Genomic DNA, 16,139 nt, shown 5'->3' with positions numbered 1-16,139 from the left:
TGGATAGCGGCCCGACCATCCTTCAATGCTCTGCTCTCCGGAAGCGTCTCCGCTTCCAGACCCGCAAACAACTTAACGGATCGATTTATCTAAGTCAATAGTCCCTAGACCTTGCTATTCCTCCCAGGAGATGCATTCCACGGGGCAGGTAGCAATGGCTTCATCGATGCAAGCCTCATCCCCTCCCTCGGGCAAAATGACCTGAGCCTTTTCAGAAGCCGCATCCATTTGAAACACCTCCGGACACAGCTCCACACAGCTTTCACAAGCGATGCAGCATTCCTGATCTAAAACGACTCTGCGCGCCATCTTCCACCTCCTTTTCTCTACTGGTGCTCTGGGGGGCTCCGTATCGAAACGCTTCACGCTCCGTTCAGAGCTCCCTCAACCCCAATCACGTCGAAACGACGATTCTCATACTCGTCTAAGATAGGAATCTGAAATTCGTAGGGTGCGTTCTACGCAAGAGCTGAGGCGGTGCGTAAAATGCACCCTACCTCTCTACCGCGAACATTGCCATGTTCTGCGGTTCCACGAACGTAGCCTTTGCTCTTTGGCGAGTATAGAACCCTACATCGACCATCCCCCATGTTCCATCCATCAGATGGGAGGGGCGATGGTCACCAGCAATCGCAGGTCCGTTTTGGCTCGCAGGCCGTGGGGCTCGCTGATCTGGCTCACCACGACATCACCGGCCTTCGCGGGCATGGTCGCACCGTTTTCCCCCAGAAACTCCCCTTCCCCCTCCAGCACGACCAGGCTCACCTCCCCTTCGATGTCGTGGGCATGGACGGGCAGCTCCTGCCCTGCCTTGAAGTTGAAATTGAGAATCTTGAAGTAGGGAGAATCCTGAACCAGCAGTCTCTTGAATCCCTTTTCATCAAAGCCGTTGGCTTCGAACAGGTTGACTTTTTTCATTTCCACTCCTTGTCCGCCCCCCCTTTTGCCGGAGAGGGACATATTCTGAGGTCAATTTCCCCGGGCGCTCCCTCGCGCCCTTTTAAGATAAGGACTAACCCGGGAGGCCAAAAGATCAATTGACTCAAATCAATGGAGAGAGCATTTCATCTTTTCCACATGAGTAAGCCCATACGCTATTCGAGAGCGAAACGATCCCGCAGTCTTTGGGAAAGCGCCCGGGTCAGCTGGAAGGCCTTTTCCACGGTGGCTGTGCCGTCGGGGTTCACGAGGCAGCAGGTGGCCGGAGAGAGCATGCTGCGCGACAGCAGGTAGTCCCGATCGATCCCCCGGCGATCCAGTTCTTCCCATAGGGCCACGAGCCTCTTTTCCAGGGAATCCACAGCCTCTTTTTCAAAAAACTGGAAGTTTGTCGGGGTGATGCCCCAGATGAGAACTCCTCCACGATCCAGAAATTTTCGAATGGAGCCGGCGTAGGAAACAAAAATTTCTCCGTTGGTGTACATGTCGAGGGAGAGAACGTCGAGATCCAGGCCCAGCAGGAAATCCCAGTCCGGATTTCCGCAGAGATGAATCCCCCTTGGTCGCTCGACAATGGAAAAGAAATTGTCCAGGTCCTGCCGGGCAAGGACATTGTTGTATCCCGACATGCCGCTGAAAATGAATTGCATCCCGGGCTCGTCGACAAACATGAAGGCGTTGGGATGGAGCTTCTTGAGCCGCGCCAACTGCACATTCACACGCCGGGCCATGAATTCCAGCATGAAAGGCCGCACCGTATCATCGAAAAGAATGGGCCGGTCGTCCTGGTCCAACACGTTGAAGCCAAAACTCACCGGCCCTTCCAGCTGACCGCGAATGGCATGCCGGTCAGAAAAGTCCATCTGGAGAAACCTGTGGTAGACGACGGAATACTGTTCGCTGATATCGAAATATTCAGGCTCTTCGAAACGAGACAGAGTCTCCTCCAGTTCCAGGGCGAACTTCTCCATGGAAAAGCGAAGCGTTCGGTTCTCCATGTCCAGAACGATGCCCGGAAAGTGCTCGGAAGCCTGGACGTACATGTCTTCGTAGTAGTTGTAGTGAGGCAGCTGCGGCCAAAATGGAACATCCAGAGACAGCGCAGCCTCCAGGGCACGGTCCACATCCCTGTGGGGCATGACCGCCATGGCGGTGGTGAGGAGGTTTCCCGGAATTCCCATCCATTTCTCCTTTCTGTTTAGGTCTTGACGCTCCAGTCATCCTTTCACGTTTTCTTTCCTCGGATCCTCCATTGAATGCCCCAGAGCGCCCACTGCTTTAAATTTTAGCACAGCTTCCATACAACTATAATACCGTCTTGAAAATCATGGATGCTGAAGAATGCAATCTTCACAGCCATAAATCGACTTTTTTTGTCCTGAAGGTTGGATTGTTTCTTGAAATGGTCCATTATTCAACTACATTGATCGTCTCTGGCGCACGGTAGAGTATCTTTTCCTGGAGGGAAGGCGAATGGATCCGGACAACACTCGTGGGAGCGACAGCCCAACATTGGGTGGTGAGACTACTCGAAACGATCATGATACAGGGCATCTTGCCCGGCTGTCTATGACGGCTCTGGGCGTTGTGTTTGGGGATATCGCCACAAGTCCGCTCTATGCCGTTCGCGAATGTTTTCATGGAGAATACGCCATAACGGTAAGCCATGAAAACGTGCTTGGAGTCCTCTCCCTCATGTTTTGGACTCTCCTGATGATCGTAAGCTTCAAGTATCTTTCCTTTGTCCTGCGCGCCGACAACCATGGCGAAGGCGGTGTCATTGCCCTGACGGCGCTCCTGAGGCGTAAAGGGAGTGAAACCAAGTGGGGCCGGAGCCTCTTGACTGCCGGTCTTTTTGCCGCATGCCTCCTCTACGGAGACGGCATGATAACGCCGGCCATCTCGGTGCTCAGTGCAGTGGAGGGCATACGGATCGTCATGCCCCAATTTGGGCACTATGTTGTTCCGCTGACCATCATTATCCTCGCTACCCTCTTCTACCTACAGCAGCGCGGAACCGCACGGGTCGGCAGGCTGTTCGGGCCGATCATTCTCTTGTGGCTGGGCGTCCTTGCAACGTTGGGACTGATTCAAATAATCAGGAATCCAAGTGTTTTTGTCAGTCTTTTTCCCTGGCACGGCATAGACTTCCTGATTCGAAACAAGACAGCCGGCTTCATGGTACTGGGTGCTGTCTTCCTCACCGTAACCGGGACCGAAGCTCTTTATGCCGACCTGGGGCACTTCGGCACACGCCCCATACGTTTGACTTGGGGCGTGTTGGTCATGCCGGCCCTCGTTCTGAACTATTTTGGCCAGGGAGCACTTCTACTTGAACATCCGGAAGCAGCGCACCACCCCTTTTACGGCCTGGTGCCTTCATGGGCTTTTGGCCCCACCGTCCTTCTCGCCACCCTTTCAACCATAGTCGCGTCGCAGGCCGTAATCACCGGATCTTTTTCCGTCAGTCGGCAGGCAATTCAGTTGGGTTATCTCCCCCGCATGCGAATTTGTCACACGTCCGCGGCACACATGGGGCAGATCTATATCCCTCAGGTAAATTGGCTGTTGATGTTTTGCACCATAGGACTGGTGCTCGGCTTCCAGTCTTCGAGTAATCTCGCGGCAGCCTATGGAGTCGCGGTGACTTCGACCATGCTCATCACCACGGTCCTTTTCTGTGTCGTGGCGCAAAAGCGATGGGGATGGAGCCTTCTCAGAGTTTCCCTGCTTGCAGGCCTTTTCCTTGCGGTGGATCTCCCCTTTTTCTGTGCAAATGCGAGCAAGATTTTTCACGGGGCCTGGTTCCCTCTGCTGATTGGCGCTGTGTTCTTCTTTGTCATGCGCACCTGGAAATGGGGAAGAGAGGACCTCAACCGCGAGCTGAGCAGGCTGACGCCGGCACTGTCCGATCTGCAGAAAACCCTTGAAAAAGATTCCCCAAAAAAAATCAACGGCCAGGCGATATTTCTGACCGGGAGTACAGACAGAGTTCCGGCGGCCCTCATTCACAACCTGAGGCACAACAAGGTACTCCATTCTGAGATTGCATTCCTGCATTTCAAAACCGCGGACATGCCGAGAGTGCCCAATTTCGAAAAGATTGAAACCGAGAAGCTGGGTGGGGGATTTTATCGAGTTGTCGCGACCTATGGCTTCATGGAGACCCCGAACATCAGCAACGCTCTTGCACTCGCCCGCGAAAGCGGGCTCGAATTCAAAATCGAGAACGCCAGCCTGTTCCTCGGGCGGGAACGACTGACATTGGGAGAGCACCCGAAAATGGGCCGGCGGCGGGCAGCCCTCTTTCTCTTCATGTCGCGCAATGCAACGGACGCTGCGACCTTTTACGACATCCCTTCGGATCAAATCATCGAAATCGGAGTTCAGCTTGAACTTTGAACGCTGTGGGAAGGTCCAGCGTCCATCCAAGCGGTGCAACATACCAACCATAGACGGCCGCAAGAGTTGCAAGCACCTTGGTGATGAGGGCAGACCAGAATAGAGGGGCGCTCGGTCTGATGGTCCAGAAGGGCCCGCGGGTACGAGCAAGAAATATGGTCAGATGACCTGCAACGGCAAGCTTGAGAAAGATGAAGGACTGAATCATTTCCCGGTTGAGGTGGAAAATGTCCCTACCGATGTAGAATACGACGAAGGACGAAATGACTCCGATCAGGCCCAAAAATGTCGCCAAGCCCATCACCACGTGCATGTTCCATTTTTCCGGATGATCGGAATAGCGGACATTGTCGTAGGCGATGGCCATGATGGGCGCGTCGTTCAAAAGAGCCAGCATGACAATCATGATAGCGGTGACGGGCTATACATTGAAGACGAGTATTGAAAGGGTGATGAAAAAGAGCACCCTGATCGTTTCCGCGATACGGTAAATGGCATAGCTGTTCATTCGCTGGAATATCTTGCGGCTCTCTTTGATGGCGTCAATGATGACCGAAAGGCCTGGCTTGGTGAGCACGATGTCGGCTGCAGATTTTGCAGCGTCCGTGGCATCGGCAACCGCAATTCCCGCATCCGCCTTTTTCAGGGCGGGAGTATCGTTCACTCCGTCTCCGGTCATTCCCACGATATGGCCTTTACCCTGGAGGAGCTCGACAATACGATACTTGTGCTCAGGAAACACCTGGGCAAAGCCATCGGCATTTTCAAGCGCCTCTTCAGCCTCACTGTCGGACTTATCGAGAAAGGAAGAGGCCAGGACAATATGGGTCCCCAGATTCACCCGACGTGCGGTGTCCTTGGCGATGGCGGCATGATCCCCCGTCACCATTTTCACGTGAACGCCCATGTCCTGCGCTGTCTTGATGGTTTCAGCCGAATCGTCGCGGGGAGGATCATAGAGAGCCAACAGCCCCGCGTATTGCCAGGCACCTTCATCATCAGTCCGGGCCACACCAAGAGCACGGTACCCTTTGGATGCAAATGCATCCACACGTTCATCCAGGGTGGCTCTAATCTTCTCCTGATCGGAGACCAGCGACAGGATAGCCTGGGGCGCCCCCTTTGCCACTCTGAAACGGCCCCCCCAGCCGTAGCCTCTATGGTTGCCTCCGTACGTTTGGAAACGGGATCAAATGGCCTTACCTCTCCGACGGTGAGCTCATTTTTGGTGATGGTACCGGTTTTGTCTGAACATAGAATATTCATGCCGGCCAGTTCTTCGATGGCCACCAGCTTGCTGACAATGGCCTGCTTTGCAGCTAGAGCACTTGCACCGACTGCCATGGTTACCGAAAGGACCGCGGGGAGAGCCGCAGGGATGGCCGCCACGGTCAGAATCAGAGCAAACTGCAAGGTTCCCAGCATGCTTTCGTGTCGAAAAAGAGCCGCCAGGAAGATCACCGCAACCAGGAATAGCGCAAGAACGATGAGGTAATCCCCTATTTTGACCACTGCTTTCTGGAAGTGACTTTGCGTCCTGGCTTCTTCCACCAGCTTCGCCGTCCTCCCGAAAAAGGTATTCATCCCGGTGGCAACCACCATCGCATCCATTTCTCCCTGGCGAACAATGGAGCCGGAATAAGCCAAATCCGATACATGCTTTTCAATGGGAAGAGATTCACCCGTCAAAGTGGATTCGTCGCTCAGCAGGTAGTCGCCCTCCATCAGCTTTATGTCGGCGGGAACCACGTCTCCCAATCGAACCCGCACCACGTCACCCGGGACAAGCTCGCGAGCCGGAGCCTGACCCCATTTCCCGTCACGCCGGACTCGAGCTGTCACTGCCAAGCGCCGCTTCAGCAAATCAATTGCATCGTCTGCTTTCTGTTCCTGCCAGAACCCCACGACGGCGTTCAGCAGCAGGAGTACAAAGATAATCCAAAAATCTTCCCAGTGATGGATGACCGCCGACAATACGGCAGCGACTTCGATCATCCAGGGAATGGGGCCCCAAAAATAGGTCAAGAACTTGAGGATGGGGTTTGTTTTCTTTTCCGAGATTTCGTTGTATCCGTACTGCTGAAGCCTTTCCTCCACTTCCGATTGGGTAAGTCCTTCCGTCTTGGAAGAAAGTTTGCCCATCACTTCATCGATGGAGGCCTGCTTCGCTTCTGCGGCTTCCAGGGGGAAAACCCCATTGGTAGCCATAGTTTTGTACCTCCCGCGTTGGATGATCGTTGTCAAAAAGCGTGCCTTTTTTCAAATGCGTCCAACGCCACGAACGCCAACTGAAAACAGCTGCTGAACACAGGACCAATGGAACACCGGGATGACTGGATCTGTTGAAAATATAGGCATTATCTGGAATGAATGAAACCTGCGAATTCAAGCTACTGACCACGGATCCATTTTCATGTGTCGCAGTATACGCATTCCCGAAGACTAATCTGAAGGTTTCTTTTCCCGTCTCCGATCACTGTGACGGAATATCACTCATGCAAACAGGTCCATCGCATCTTCAACCGCCTCAACGATCTGGTCCTTCGTTATTAATCCTAATACGTCAGAGGTAGAGTAGAGAGGCAATTGGGACGCGACCAGAGCAAGCTGAGTTTTGCCTGCCCGCATGCGATTCAAAATTTCATGGAGGGGAGCATTCTTCATAACGGTGACAAAGGATCTTTCCATCACATCAGCAAGGAGCAGGCGGCTGCCGGCCTCCTCCAACACTCTGAGTGCGGCATCTCTGGCAACAAAGCCCACGATCCTTCCTCCGTCTTCTACCAGGAAATGGGAAGCGAAAGAATCAGTCGAGACGATCCGTGCAAAATCGGAAAGAGGAATTGATGCAGAAAGCACTTTCGGATCAGCGGTCATGATGCTTCCGGCGCGACGCAAGTAGTGAAAATTCGTCTGCAGGGCTTCGGGCATAAAGTGCCCCCGCCGAACCAGTTTGAGGGTGTAAATGGTCTCCCTGCATAAAAACCATCGCATGCCGTCGCTGATCGCAACCGTGATCGTCAGGGGGAGTATGATATTGTAATCCAGGGTCATCTCAAAGATCATGACGATGGCGGCCATCACCGCACCGGTGGATCCCCCCACGATCCCCGCCATGCCCGCTATGGCAAAGGCGGGCAAATTGCCGGGGATAAAAGGCAAGAGCCACCCCATCGCAGCACCATAAGCGCCTCCCAGCATTGCCCCTATGAAAAGGGCAGGAGAAAAGACGCCGCCCGACGCCCCGGATCCAAGAGTCAAAGAAGTTGCCAGCAACTTCAATACAAAGAGAAGTAGCAGAAGCTGTGGCTGAAAAAGCCTCCCCGTCAGCACATCTTCAATGGCTGCGTAGCCTACTCCTTCAATGTAATAATGACCATAAAAGCTCATCAAGACATACATGAGGATACCCACGAACAGCATTCCGAGCATATGGCGCACGAAGTCATTTGCCTTGATCCGGCTGCTGAAAAAATCCTCAAAAAAATAAATAGAACGGATGTAAAGAGCTGATACCATACCAATGATCAACCCGAGGCCAACATAGCAAACGAGGACCAGTGGATTGTTTGGCTGAAAAGTAAATGTCTGAAGCTCGGGAATGACGAAGGCCGGATAGACTCCAAAAAACATCTGGCCGATATAGGTGGCTGTCGCCGTAGCAATCCCAACCGGTACGAGTGTTCTCACGCTCACCTCGTGGAGCATGATTTCCATGGCAAAGAGCATCCCGCCGATGGGAGTGTTGAATGTAGCGGCAATACCGGCCCCGGTACCCGCTGCAATGAGAGTCACACGCTGCCAGGTAGGCATGGAGATGATCTGCCCCAGGGTTGAGCCGAAAGACGACCCAATCTGAATGATGGGTCCTTCACGTCCCACAGACCCTCCGCTGCCGATGGAGAGTGCCGAAGCGAAGGATTTAACCAGTGCGACTACGGGCCGTATGATGCCCCGATTGTAGTAGATAGAGTCCATCACCTCCGGCACCCCGTGTCCTTTGGCTTCCGGTGCGAACCGGGTCACCAGAAAGGAAACTCCCAGGCTTCCGACAACAGGCACCAGAATGACCAAGGGCCCCCACGGGCTGGGAGGGGTATGAACGTTGGCTTCATAAGTGACTGACAGTTTGCCCAGAAACAGCATGTTGTGGAAAAAGGAGATCAGGGCGCGGAAACCTGCGGCTCCTATGCCTGAAACAACTCCCACCAGAACGGACAAAAGAGAAAGTACGGTATAGTGAAGCTGTCTTCGGGTTTCCTGCTTATCCGAGAGAGTGAGCGATACTGTATCCATTTTTTTCCTCGAATCAGTTCTTTACCCGTCTGGATAACAGGGCACGCTGCAAAAGGTGAAATCATTAAAGACTGCCTGGTGGGACACTAACATCATTAAACCCCTGTTTGTAGTCTTTTTGTACCCTTTCCTGCATTCCCCCTTGATGTTGGACAGTCGGGATATTTCGATTCCTTGGGTTCGGTCTTTGCACTGAATTTCATTTTGATGTTACACTGCTGCGGTGTTACGAATGGAGGGTTGGATCGAGTCGTTTTCAAGAGAGGTCAAAAGGATGCGGCTTCTGGTGGTGGAAGACGAAAAGAAGGTGGCCGGTTTTATCAAGAGGGGACTCCAGGAGGAAGGCTATGCCGTGGACGTCGCTTCCGATGGAAAGACGGGCCTGGCCATGGCCTTGGACCGAGTACACGATCTCATCCTCCTTGACATCCATCTACCTGGAATGAATGGAATCCTTGTCCTCCAGGAGCTGCGGCGCCGGCAGGTGGGCACACCGGTTCTGCTTCTGACCGTGCGGGCCACCATCGAGGACAAAGTGATCGGTCTGGATGCCGGCGCTGACGACTATCTCACCAAGCCTTTCTCCTTCCAGGAGCTCCTCGCCCGCGCACGCGCCCTGCTCCGACGGCGCTCCGAAACGAAGTCGACGGTGCTCCAAGTGGCAGACCTCACGCTCGACCCTCTGCAGCGACTGGTTCACCGGGGAGCCGAGAAAATCGACCTGACCTCCAAAGAATTCGCGCTCCTGGACTATCTGATGCGCAATACGGGGCGGGTCGTAACACGAACCATGATCGCCGAGCACGTCTGGGACTATGATTTCGATTCCATGACCAATGTCATCGATGTTTACGTGAACTACCTTCGCAAAAAGATCGATGCGGGGCGGGAAATAAAACTGATCCATACGGTTCGGGGAGTCGGCTACACCCTCAAGACGGAGTGAACCCTTGCGCATCCGATCGATTCGCGCACGTCTAACGATCTGGTATGTTTCTATATTGGCCTTCACCGTGGTGACTTTGGGTGCGACGGCCTTTGTGCTCCTCTCCTACAGCCTGGTGCGTGAAGTGGACAACGCCCTCAACGGTGTCGCCAAAGTCCTGAGCGAACGGGTGCACGGCGGCTCCACGGTCTTCTACCCAGCCGATATCAATGAAATTTTCAGGAGATTCCTGGGCTTCTCTCCCTGGGAGCCCTACTACCAGATGATCGATCCCCGCAACCGTCCCGAACAGCGCTCTTCCCCCTCACCGTCGCAAGAGCTTCCCCTCAGCATGCATGCTCTTGAAAACGCGGCGCGAGGACTCTCGACCTTCGAAACCCTGACAGGGGTTGGTCCTTACCCCGTGCGGACGCTCACGGTCCCCCTCATGCAGGGAGGGCGCCTGGACCGATTGATCCGAATCGGCATGTCCCTGCAGAATGTCTCGGAGACCCGCCTGCGCTTCCTGCTCATCATAGCCGCGCTGCTCCCCGTCGGACTGCTCTTTGCAGGGTTGGGAGGCTGGCTCCTGGCACGCCGCGCCCTCCAACCGGTGGATCGCATGGCCGAAGATGCACAACGCATCAGCGCCGAGCACCTGGCCGAACGTTTGCGTGAGACAGGAGCCGGAGACGAACTGGACCGGCTGGCAAAAACCCTCAATCGCATGCTGTCGCGCCTGGATACAGCATTCAACCAGATCCGGCAGTTCAGCGCTGATGCGTCCCATGAGCTCCAGACGCCTCTCACCATTCTCAAAGGGGAATTGGAAGTGGCCTTGAGAAGCTCCAGGTCTCCCGAGGAATACCGGGAAACTCTGACGAGCGCCCTCGAGGAAATCGATCGCATCGCCCAGCTGGTAGAAGGGCTGCTCATTTTAGCGCGCACGGAAGCGGGCGTTTTGCGTGTGGACCATCAGCTTCTGGATCTGGCGCAGCTGCTGGAAGAGGTCTTTTGGAGGCTCAAGGGGCAGGCCGACTCGCAAGGCGTAAACCTCCTGCTGAGGGATATGGAGCCGGCACAGATCCATGGCGACCGGGAGCGGCTGCGTCGGCTTCTCATCAATCTTGTGGAAAACGGCATCAAGTACACGCCGCCCGGCGGCGTTGTCTCTCTCGCCATGCACTGCGGTGCGGACGGTGTGCGCCTTGAAGTCTCCGATACCGGCATGGGCATCTCGCCTGAAGACCGGGAACGGATCTTCCAGCCCTTCTTCCGGTCAGAAAATGCCCTCACCGAGCGCGGTTCGGGACTGGGCCTCAGCATCGCCCACTCCATCGCCGCCGCCCATGGCGGCAGCATTCACGTGGACAGCACTCCGGGGTCCGGAAGCAACTTCACTGTCATCCTGCCTGCCCATTCCCCAACATGATGCCTTCTGATATCGGAACCCACCGCTCACCCTATAGTGCCTGGCTCATCAGTCCGACTTCGGGCAACCCTTTTGAGAACATGAGAATTTTCTAATCCACGTTTAATCTGCCTTTAATTTTTCCTTCCTATGTTGCTGCTCAAGAAAGCAGCTTCGAAGATGATCGTATCCATGCATAATCATCAAGACTCGGAAGGAGAGACTATGTTTCAGCAATCGAGATTCAGTCGTTTCATGAGAGAGAAGACATTCGGCATAAAGACTTTGAGTGTGGTAGCGGTATCCTGCCTCCTGGGAGGGCTGGTGACAGCCTCGGGGCTCAACTGGACCAGAACTTCTGCGGCTCAGAGCCCCGCAGCGCAGGAAGCGACTTCAGCACCCCTGCCCCGCATCACCTCCCTGGCCCCTCTGGCTGAGAAGCTGACCCCATCTGTCGTCAACATCAAGGTGGTCAAGATGGAAAAGGTTCAATTTCAGTTTCCGGGATTTCCCGAAGGACCTTTCGGGGATTTTTTCGAGCGGTTCAACAACGGCCGCCAATTGGCGCCCCCCGAGCAACGGGTGCAAGGGAGCGGGTCGGGGGTCATCATCAGCGCCGATGGGTATATCCTCACCAACAACCACGTTGTGGAGGGAGCCAAGGAATTGCGGGTGACCCTGGCCGATCAGCGTGACTTCAAGGCCGAGATCGTCGGGCGCGACCCCAAGACGGACCTGGCCGTGGTGAAGATTGACGGTGTTAATAACCTTCCGGCTGCAGAGATGGGCAATTCCGATGCATTGAAAGTTGGAGACAGCGTGATGGCCATCGGCAATCCCTTTGGACTCAATCAGACGGTGACTTCCGGCATCGTGAGCGCCAAAGGGCGGATCATCGGGGCTGGCCCCTACGATGATTTCATTCAAACCGATGCCTCCATCAACCCCGGCAACTCCGGCGGCCCCCTCATCAACATGAACGGAGAGGTGGTGGGCATCAACACCGCCATCCTCCCCAATGGACAGGGCATAGGGTTTGCCATCCCCGTTAACACGGCCAAGCCTCTGATTCCTCAGCTGGTGAAGAACGGAGAGGTGACGCGCGGCTTCATCGGGGTGAATATCCAGTCCGTGACGCCTGAAATCGCTCAAGCCATGAAGCTTGGCGACCACACGGGGGCGCTGGTGGCGGATGTCATCCCCGGCAGTCCTGCGGAAAAGGCGGGGATCCAGCGAGGCGATCTCATCGTTTCCTACGACGGCAGGGCGGTCCGGGACAGTCATGAGCTCCCGGCAATGGTTGCGGGGACTCCAGTGGGCGAAACGGCCAGGGTAACGGTGCTTCGCGACGGCAGCGAAAAGGAGATGAAATTGGAAGTGGCCAAACTCCCGTCGGAAAAGACATCCGAGGATGACTCCCCTCAGAAGTCGAATGAAAAATGGGGACTGATGCTCCGGGATGTGACGCCTCAGGTGGCCGATGAATACAGTCTGAAGGATGGACATGGGGTGCTCATCGCTGGCGTGCAACCCGGGAGTCCGGCCGATCGCGCCTCCGTGCGAAAGGGGGACGTTATCCTTGAAGTCAACCGGAAGCCGGTCCAATCGGTGGAGGACGTGAAAAAGAGCATCGCTCACGCGGGGGACTCAAACTCCCTGCTTCTCCTCGTGCGCCGCAACAACGCCACGCTCTTTGTCCCGCTCACCATTTCGTAACAGGCATGAAGGCGCACATACCCTGTAACTGAGAAAGGATTTCCCCCCATCCCCTGCTGCGCACACGGGATGGGGGAATCTGATTGAAGGGGTTTTGGCAAATGGACTTTCACCTTCTGCCCCATCACTCGGTCGAAGGCGGTTCAGGTTCCTCTTCCCCTTCGCGCATCAACTCCGCCAACCGCCGGACCCGTTCACCTCCCAGTTCCCCCATTTTGCTCTTGAGGATCTGGTTGGCCGCATCCTCATAATTGCGGCGTTCCAGCGCTTTGAGTATCCTCTTGGACTGCCCCATCTTCCACCCGAACATAAAAGCCAGGTATACCAGCACGAACTGCCTGTCCTCCGTAAGCTCGTCAAAATAGGCAATGTGATTTCGAGCCATCTGTTCGGCTTTGCGGATGTCCTCTTCCAGCCATTTATCAGCCTGGGCTTTGGTGGTCCCTTCGATCTTGTAGCGTTCAATGGTTTCCTTGCTGCACCCCGAAGCCTCCAGGTTATGCCCGTAGCCACAGGCCCAATATCCGGCGGGGCTCTGAAAGGCGTGAAGCCTGAGCCCCTCATCCCGCTTCAGTCTTTCTTTCACCTCGTTCATGTTCATCATTCTGTTCCTATCCTTTTTCCGTTCTCCTGGCCCTGGCCTTCACAAGCCGACGGCGACCGTTTGGCAGGGTCGTGACGGTACGGGTCTGCAATCAAAAAACCGATCGACAGACGGTCCAAAAAATCCTGAGCAGTGCAAGAGCATGCAATTCATCGCGGATGTCGCAAACAGATCAGCTCACACGACGGATCGCCCAGGTTATTGTTTCGTCAGGGGATGCATTCTTCCACTGAATGCTTTAGCCGAAAGTGCTATGGCAGGGATCGCTGCGGCCAACTCCCAAGAAAGATAACCCTTATCTGCCGCAAGATCCACCAGAAAACCGAAGGGGCGTACAAGGGCGCCACACCCGCCATGCCCACGTCCATGCTGATCGACTCAACGTCACCCCGGTGAAAACCGGGGTCCAGCAAGTTGCTATTTTTGTGGATTCCGGCTTTCGCCGGAATGACGAAAGTTGGTTGAGTCAACAACATTGCCCACGCCCGCCCGCTGTAATGGGAAAACAACCGTATGCCTCAGAGAAGAGGCTTCAACATGTAGATCAGATCGCTTTCACGCGTGGGATAGGGGCTCATGATGTTCTGCCAGTAAAGGTCCTGCACACTCGTGCCGTTGAGCATCGCCTGTTTCAGGGTATTGACGAGACCGGATGCGCAGTCCGAAAGGAAGTGGGCACCGAGAATCCGGTTGTCCGATCCCACCAAAATCTTGTAGGCCGCATGCTTCAAGCCCACTCTCCTGTAGGTAGGCCACCCCAGCTTTTCCCCGAAGATCTTCTTATATGGAATATTTTGCTGCTTCAGCGCGTCTTCCGTCATCCCCACCATGCCGTACTGAGGGTAGGTGAAGAGGACGGCGGGCACCGCCCCGTAATCGACCCTGGCCCCTTCGTTCAACCCCAGCTCCGCCAGGATGTTTCGGGCCGCCACGAGTCCCTCATAGTCCGCAACCCGAGCCAGCTGAATCGTGGCAGCACAGTCGCCCACCGCGAAAACACGGGGGTTGGACGTTCGCATGCCCGCATCCACGCCGATGCCCCGCCGGGAATGGTCAATTCCGCCGGCCTCCAGAGCCAGGTCCTCCAGATTGGGCACCCTTCCGGCGCCATTGACGACGAGGTCCGCCGTCAGGAGCTCCCCTCCCGTCATCTGGACAGTCAGCCCGGAAGCATGCTTTTCGATGGCGGCGATCTGAATCCCCGTGCGCACCTGGATTCCCTCATCCCTGGAAGCATCCATCAGCAGGCTCACCATTTCCCCATCGAAGGGGCCGAGCGGTCTCTCACTGACCTCGAGGATGGTGAGCTCCTGCCCTCCCTCACCCAGCCGTGCGGCAAAATGAGCGAATTCAAAAGAAATAAAGCCACCGCCCACGAAGGCGATCCGCCTGGGCAGCCGTTCAAGGTCGAGGAAATCGTTGCTGGTGCTGAGGTGCTCACTGCCGATTCCTGTTCAATGCACCATGATTTTATTCTTCAGAATGCTCTGCCGCTTTCGACACAGGCGCATAAGACTCCCCGAAAACCTTTTCGTCGGCCGGCAGCTCCGGGAGTGCGGCATGCTCCTGGTCCTCGATCCAGGCACTGACGAGGGTATGGGTCACGGCAAGCAGCACGGGACCGATGAAAAGCCCGATGACTCCAAAGGCGATGAGGCCCCCGATCACGCCGGCGAAGATGAGCACTACCGGCAGGTCGGTCCCCCTCCGGATGAGCATGGGGCGCAGGACGTTCTCCAGGCTTCCCACCACGAGGGTCCACACGAGCATACCCGTCCCCCACCAGGGATCTCCCTTCCAGTAGAGCCAGATCACCGTCGGAATGAGTACGGGCCAGGGGCCCAGCTGCATCACGGCACACATGAAAATGAGCGCCGTCAGGAGGGCCGTGTATTGTATCCCCGCAGCGGCAAGGCCCACTCCCGCCAGGAGCGACTGAACCAGAGCCGTGACGATGATTCCCAGGGCCACGGCACGCACCGACAGGGCGGCAAGGCGTATGGCTTTTTCACCGCGCTCCCCCGATAGGCTTCTGACAAAACGGCACACCCCTCTCGCGGCCGTCTCGCCATGGGAATAGAGTATTGCAGAAATAACCAGCGTCAACATGAAGTGGAGGAGCAAAACCCCAAAGGTCCCGAGCTCCGCCACAAACCACGCGGCCAGCATCCCGGCATAGGGCGCAAGCCGCTCGGCGATTTCTTCCTGGCTGCCGGCGGCGATCTGCTGCCAGACTGTCGTCAGCTTGGCACCGATGAGCGGCAGGTGCTCCAGAGCCCGGGGTGCCGGCGGCAGTCTCCAGGTGGCCAGCGACCTCGCCCACTCCACGAGCTGGGCGGAACGATCGATGATGACCGTGAGGGCATAGGTAAAAGGTATCACAAAGAGCATCAACAATGCGAGAGTCATGACGGCTACGGCAAGTCCGCGTTTGCCGCGGAGTCTGTCCTGCACAGCCACCATGAGCGGCCAGGTGGCGATGACAATTGTCGTGGACCAGACGAGAGCCGGCAGAAAAGGCCGCAGAACCATGAAGCTGGAAGTGATCAGAAATCCAATGAAGAGAACTGCCAGGGTGGTGCGGATGATATCCTGGAATGCGATCACGGGCGACATGAAAATCCTTCGAAAAATGTCTTTCTCAAGGGTGGGGCCATAACATCTTGACCGACGGAGCGCCAAAGAGAGAGCGCAGTGCATCTCATCGCAGGTCTGCGATCTTTGGAGGGAGCTTTTATGCAGAATGACGGCGTCGGCAGGTGCCTTCAGGGTGCAGAAGAGGCATCCGCAGAAGGCACCCTGGCGCAGGCAGAGGTATACTCCAATCGGATGAGATCCTGACTAAT

11 protein-coding genes and 1 pseudogene are annotated in these 16,139 nt (G+C 55.6%); 4 read left to right on the top strand and 8 right to left on the bottom strand.

Features of this window, described 5'->3' with window-relative positions; all coding sequences use genetic code 11:
• Positions 1 to 114: 114 nt before the first annotated feature.
• The 3 genes from MWC30_RS14640 to MWC30_RS14630 all read right to left on the bottom strand — a co-directional run bounded on the left by MWC30_RS14640 (position 115) and on the right by MWC30_RS14630 (position 2,120).
• Positions 115 to 309 (bottom strand): ferredoxin, encoded by a 195-nt coding sequence (locus MWC30_RS14640; protein WP_244084937.1) that lies wholly within the window; start codon positions 307 to 309, stop codon positions 115 to 117.
• A gap of 291 nt (positions 310 to 600) precedes the next feature.
• A complete protein-coding gene (locus MWC30_RS14635; protein WP_244084936.1) occupies positions 601 to 918 on the bottom strand; it encodes a cupin domain-containing protein in 318 nt (105 codons plus the stop codon).
• Positions 919 to 1,094: 176 nt separating this feature from the next.
• On the bottom strand, positions 1,095 to 2,120 hold the full coding sequence (locus tag MWC30_RS14630) for a hypothetical protein (protein WP_244084935.1): 1,026 nt from the start codon (positions 2,118 to 2,120) through the stop codon (positions 1,095 to 1,097).
• 292 nt (positions 2,121 to 2,412) lie between these two features.
• Between MWC30_RS14630 and MWC30_RS14625 the strand changes: the two genes are divergently transcribed.
• Positions 2,413 to 4,341 carry a potassium transporter Kup gene (locus tag MWC30_RS14625; protein WP_244084934.1) on the top strand — a complete coding sequence of 643 codons (1,929 nt, stop codon included), beginning with the start codon at positions 2,413 to 2,415 and terminating at the stop codon, positions 4,339 to 4,341.
• On the opposite strand, the pseudogene MWC30_RS23030 reads toward MWC30_RS14625, so the two are convergent.
• Positions 4,310 to 6,483 (bottom strand): annotated as a pseudogene (locus tag MWC30_RS23030) (HAD-IC family P-type ATPase). The gene MWC30_RS14625 and the pseudogene MWC30_RS23030 overlap by 32 nt on opposite strands.
• 351 nt (positions 6,484 to 6,834) lie before the next feature.
• On the bottom strand, positions 6,835 to 8,637 hold the full coding sequence (locus MWC30_RS14605; RefSeq protein WP_244084931.1) for a chloride channel protein: 1,803 nt from the start codon (positions 8,635 to 8,637) through the stop codon (positions 6,835 to 6,837).
• A 274-nt stretch (positions 8,638 to 8,911) separates the two neighbouring features.
• On the opposite strand from MWC30_RS14605, the gene MWC30_RS14600 reads away from it, so the two are divergent.
• From MWC30_RS14600 to MWC30_RS14590, 3 genes are all read left to right on the top strand, one after another.
• A complete protein-coding gene (locus tag MWC30_RS14600; RefSeq protein ID WP_244084975.1) occupies positions 8,912 to 9,583 on the top strand; it encodes a response regulator transcription factor in 672 nt (223 codons plus the stop codon).
• Positions 9,584 to 9,587: 4 nt separating this feature from the next.
• Positions 9,588 to 10,994: a cell wall metabolism sensor histidine kinase WalK gene (locus MWC30_RS14595; protein WP_244084930.1), complete on the top strand. Its 1,407-nt coding sequence runs from the start codon at positions 9,588 to 9,590 to the stop codon at positions 10,992 to 10,994.
• Positions 10,995 to 11,198: 204 nt separating this feature from the next.
• Complete coding sequence (locus MWC30_RS14590; RefSeq protein ID WP_244084929.1) at positions 11,199 to 12,689, top strand: DegQ family serine endoprotease; 1,491 nt, start codon at positions 11,199 to 11,201, stop codon at positions 12,687 to 12,689.
• Between the two features lie 124 nt (positions 12,690 to 12,813).
• Here the strand turns inward: MWC30_RS14590 and MWC30_RS14585 are convergent, their stop codons facing one another.
• The 3 genes from MWC30_RS14585 to ydiK all read right to left on the bottom strand — a co-directional run bounded on the left by MWC30_RS14585 (position 12,814) and on the right by ydiK (position 15,909).
• A complete protein-coding gene (locus MWC30_RS14585) occupies positions 12,814 to 13,293 on the bottom strand; it encodes a glycoside hydrolase family protein (protein ID WP_244084928.1) in 480 nt (159 codons plus the stop codon).
• Between the two features lie 518 nt (positions 13,294 to 13,811).
• The gene (locus tag MWC30_RS14580) at positions 13,812 to 14,741 is read right to left on the bottom strand and encodes an NAD(P)/FAD-dependent oxidoreductase (protein ID WP_256461264.1); all 930 of its coding nucleotides are present in this window, start codon (positions 14,739 to 14,741) and stop codon (positions 13,812 to 13,814) included.
• Positions 14,742 to 14,763: 22 nt separating this feature from the next.
• Entirely contained in the window at positions 14,764 to 15,909 is a 1,146-nt protein-coding gene (gene ydiK / locus MWC30_RS14575) for an AI-2E family transporter YdiK (protein WP_244084926.1), read from the bottom strand.
• Positions 15,910 to 16,139: the final 230 nt, after the last annotated feature.

The sequence above is a fragment of the Desulforhabdus sp. TSK genome, assembly GCF_022836495.1.
In the GTDB taxonomy this organism is placed as follows: domain Bacteria; phylum Desulfobacterota; class Syntrophobacteria; order Syntrophobacterales; family Syntrophobacteraceae; genus Desulforhabdus.
Note: the sequence above shows the minus strand (reverse complement) of the source record. Positions and strands in the feature narration are given on the sequence as shown.

Coding starts and splice junctions, on each gene's coding strand:
- MWC30_RS14640 (WP_244084937.1), bottom strand. CDS start 309: ATGGCGCGCAGAGTCGTTTTAGATCAGGAATGCTGCATCGCTTGTGAA.
- MWC30_RS14635 (WP_244084936.1), bottom strand. CDS start 918: ATGAAAAAAGTCAACCTGTTCGAAGCCAACGGCTTTGATGAAAAGGGA.
- MWC30_RS14630 (WP_244084935.1), bottom strand. CDS start 2,120: ATGGGAATTCCGGGAAACCTCCTCACCACCGCCATGGCGGTCATGCCC.
- MWC30_RS14625 (WP_244084934.1), top strand. CDS start 2,413: ATGGATCCGGACAACACTCGTGGGAGCGACAGCCCAACATTGGGTGGT.
- MWC30_RS14605 (WP_244084931.1), bottom strand. CDS start 8,637: ATGGATACAGTATCGCTCACTCTCTCGGATAAGCAGGAAACCCGAAGA.
- MWC30_RS14600 (WP_244084975.1), top strand. CDS start 8,912: ATGCGGCTTCTGGTGGTGGAAGACGAAAAGAAGGTGGCCGGTTTTATC.
- MWC30_RS14590 (WP_244084929.1), top strand. CDS start 11,199: ATGTTTCAGCAATCGAGATTCAGTCGTTTCATGAGAGAGAAGACATTC.
- MWC30_RS14585 (WP_244084928.1), bottom strand. CDS start 13,293: ATGATGAACATGAACGAGGTGAAAGAAAGACTGAAGCGGGATGAGGGG.
- ydiK (WP_244084926.1), bottom strand. CDS start 15,909: ATGTCGCCCGTGATCGCATTCCAGGATATCATCCGCACCACCCTGGCA.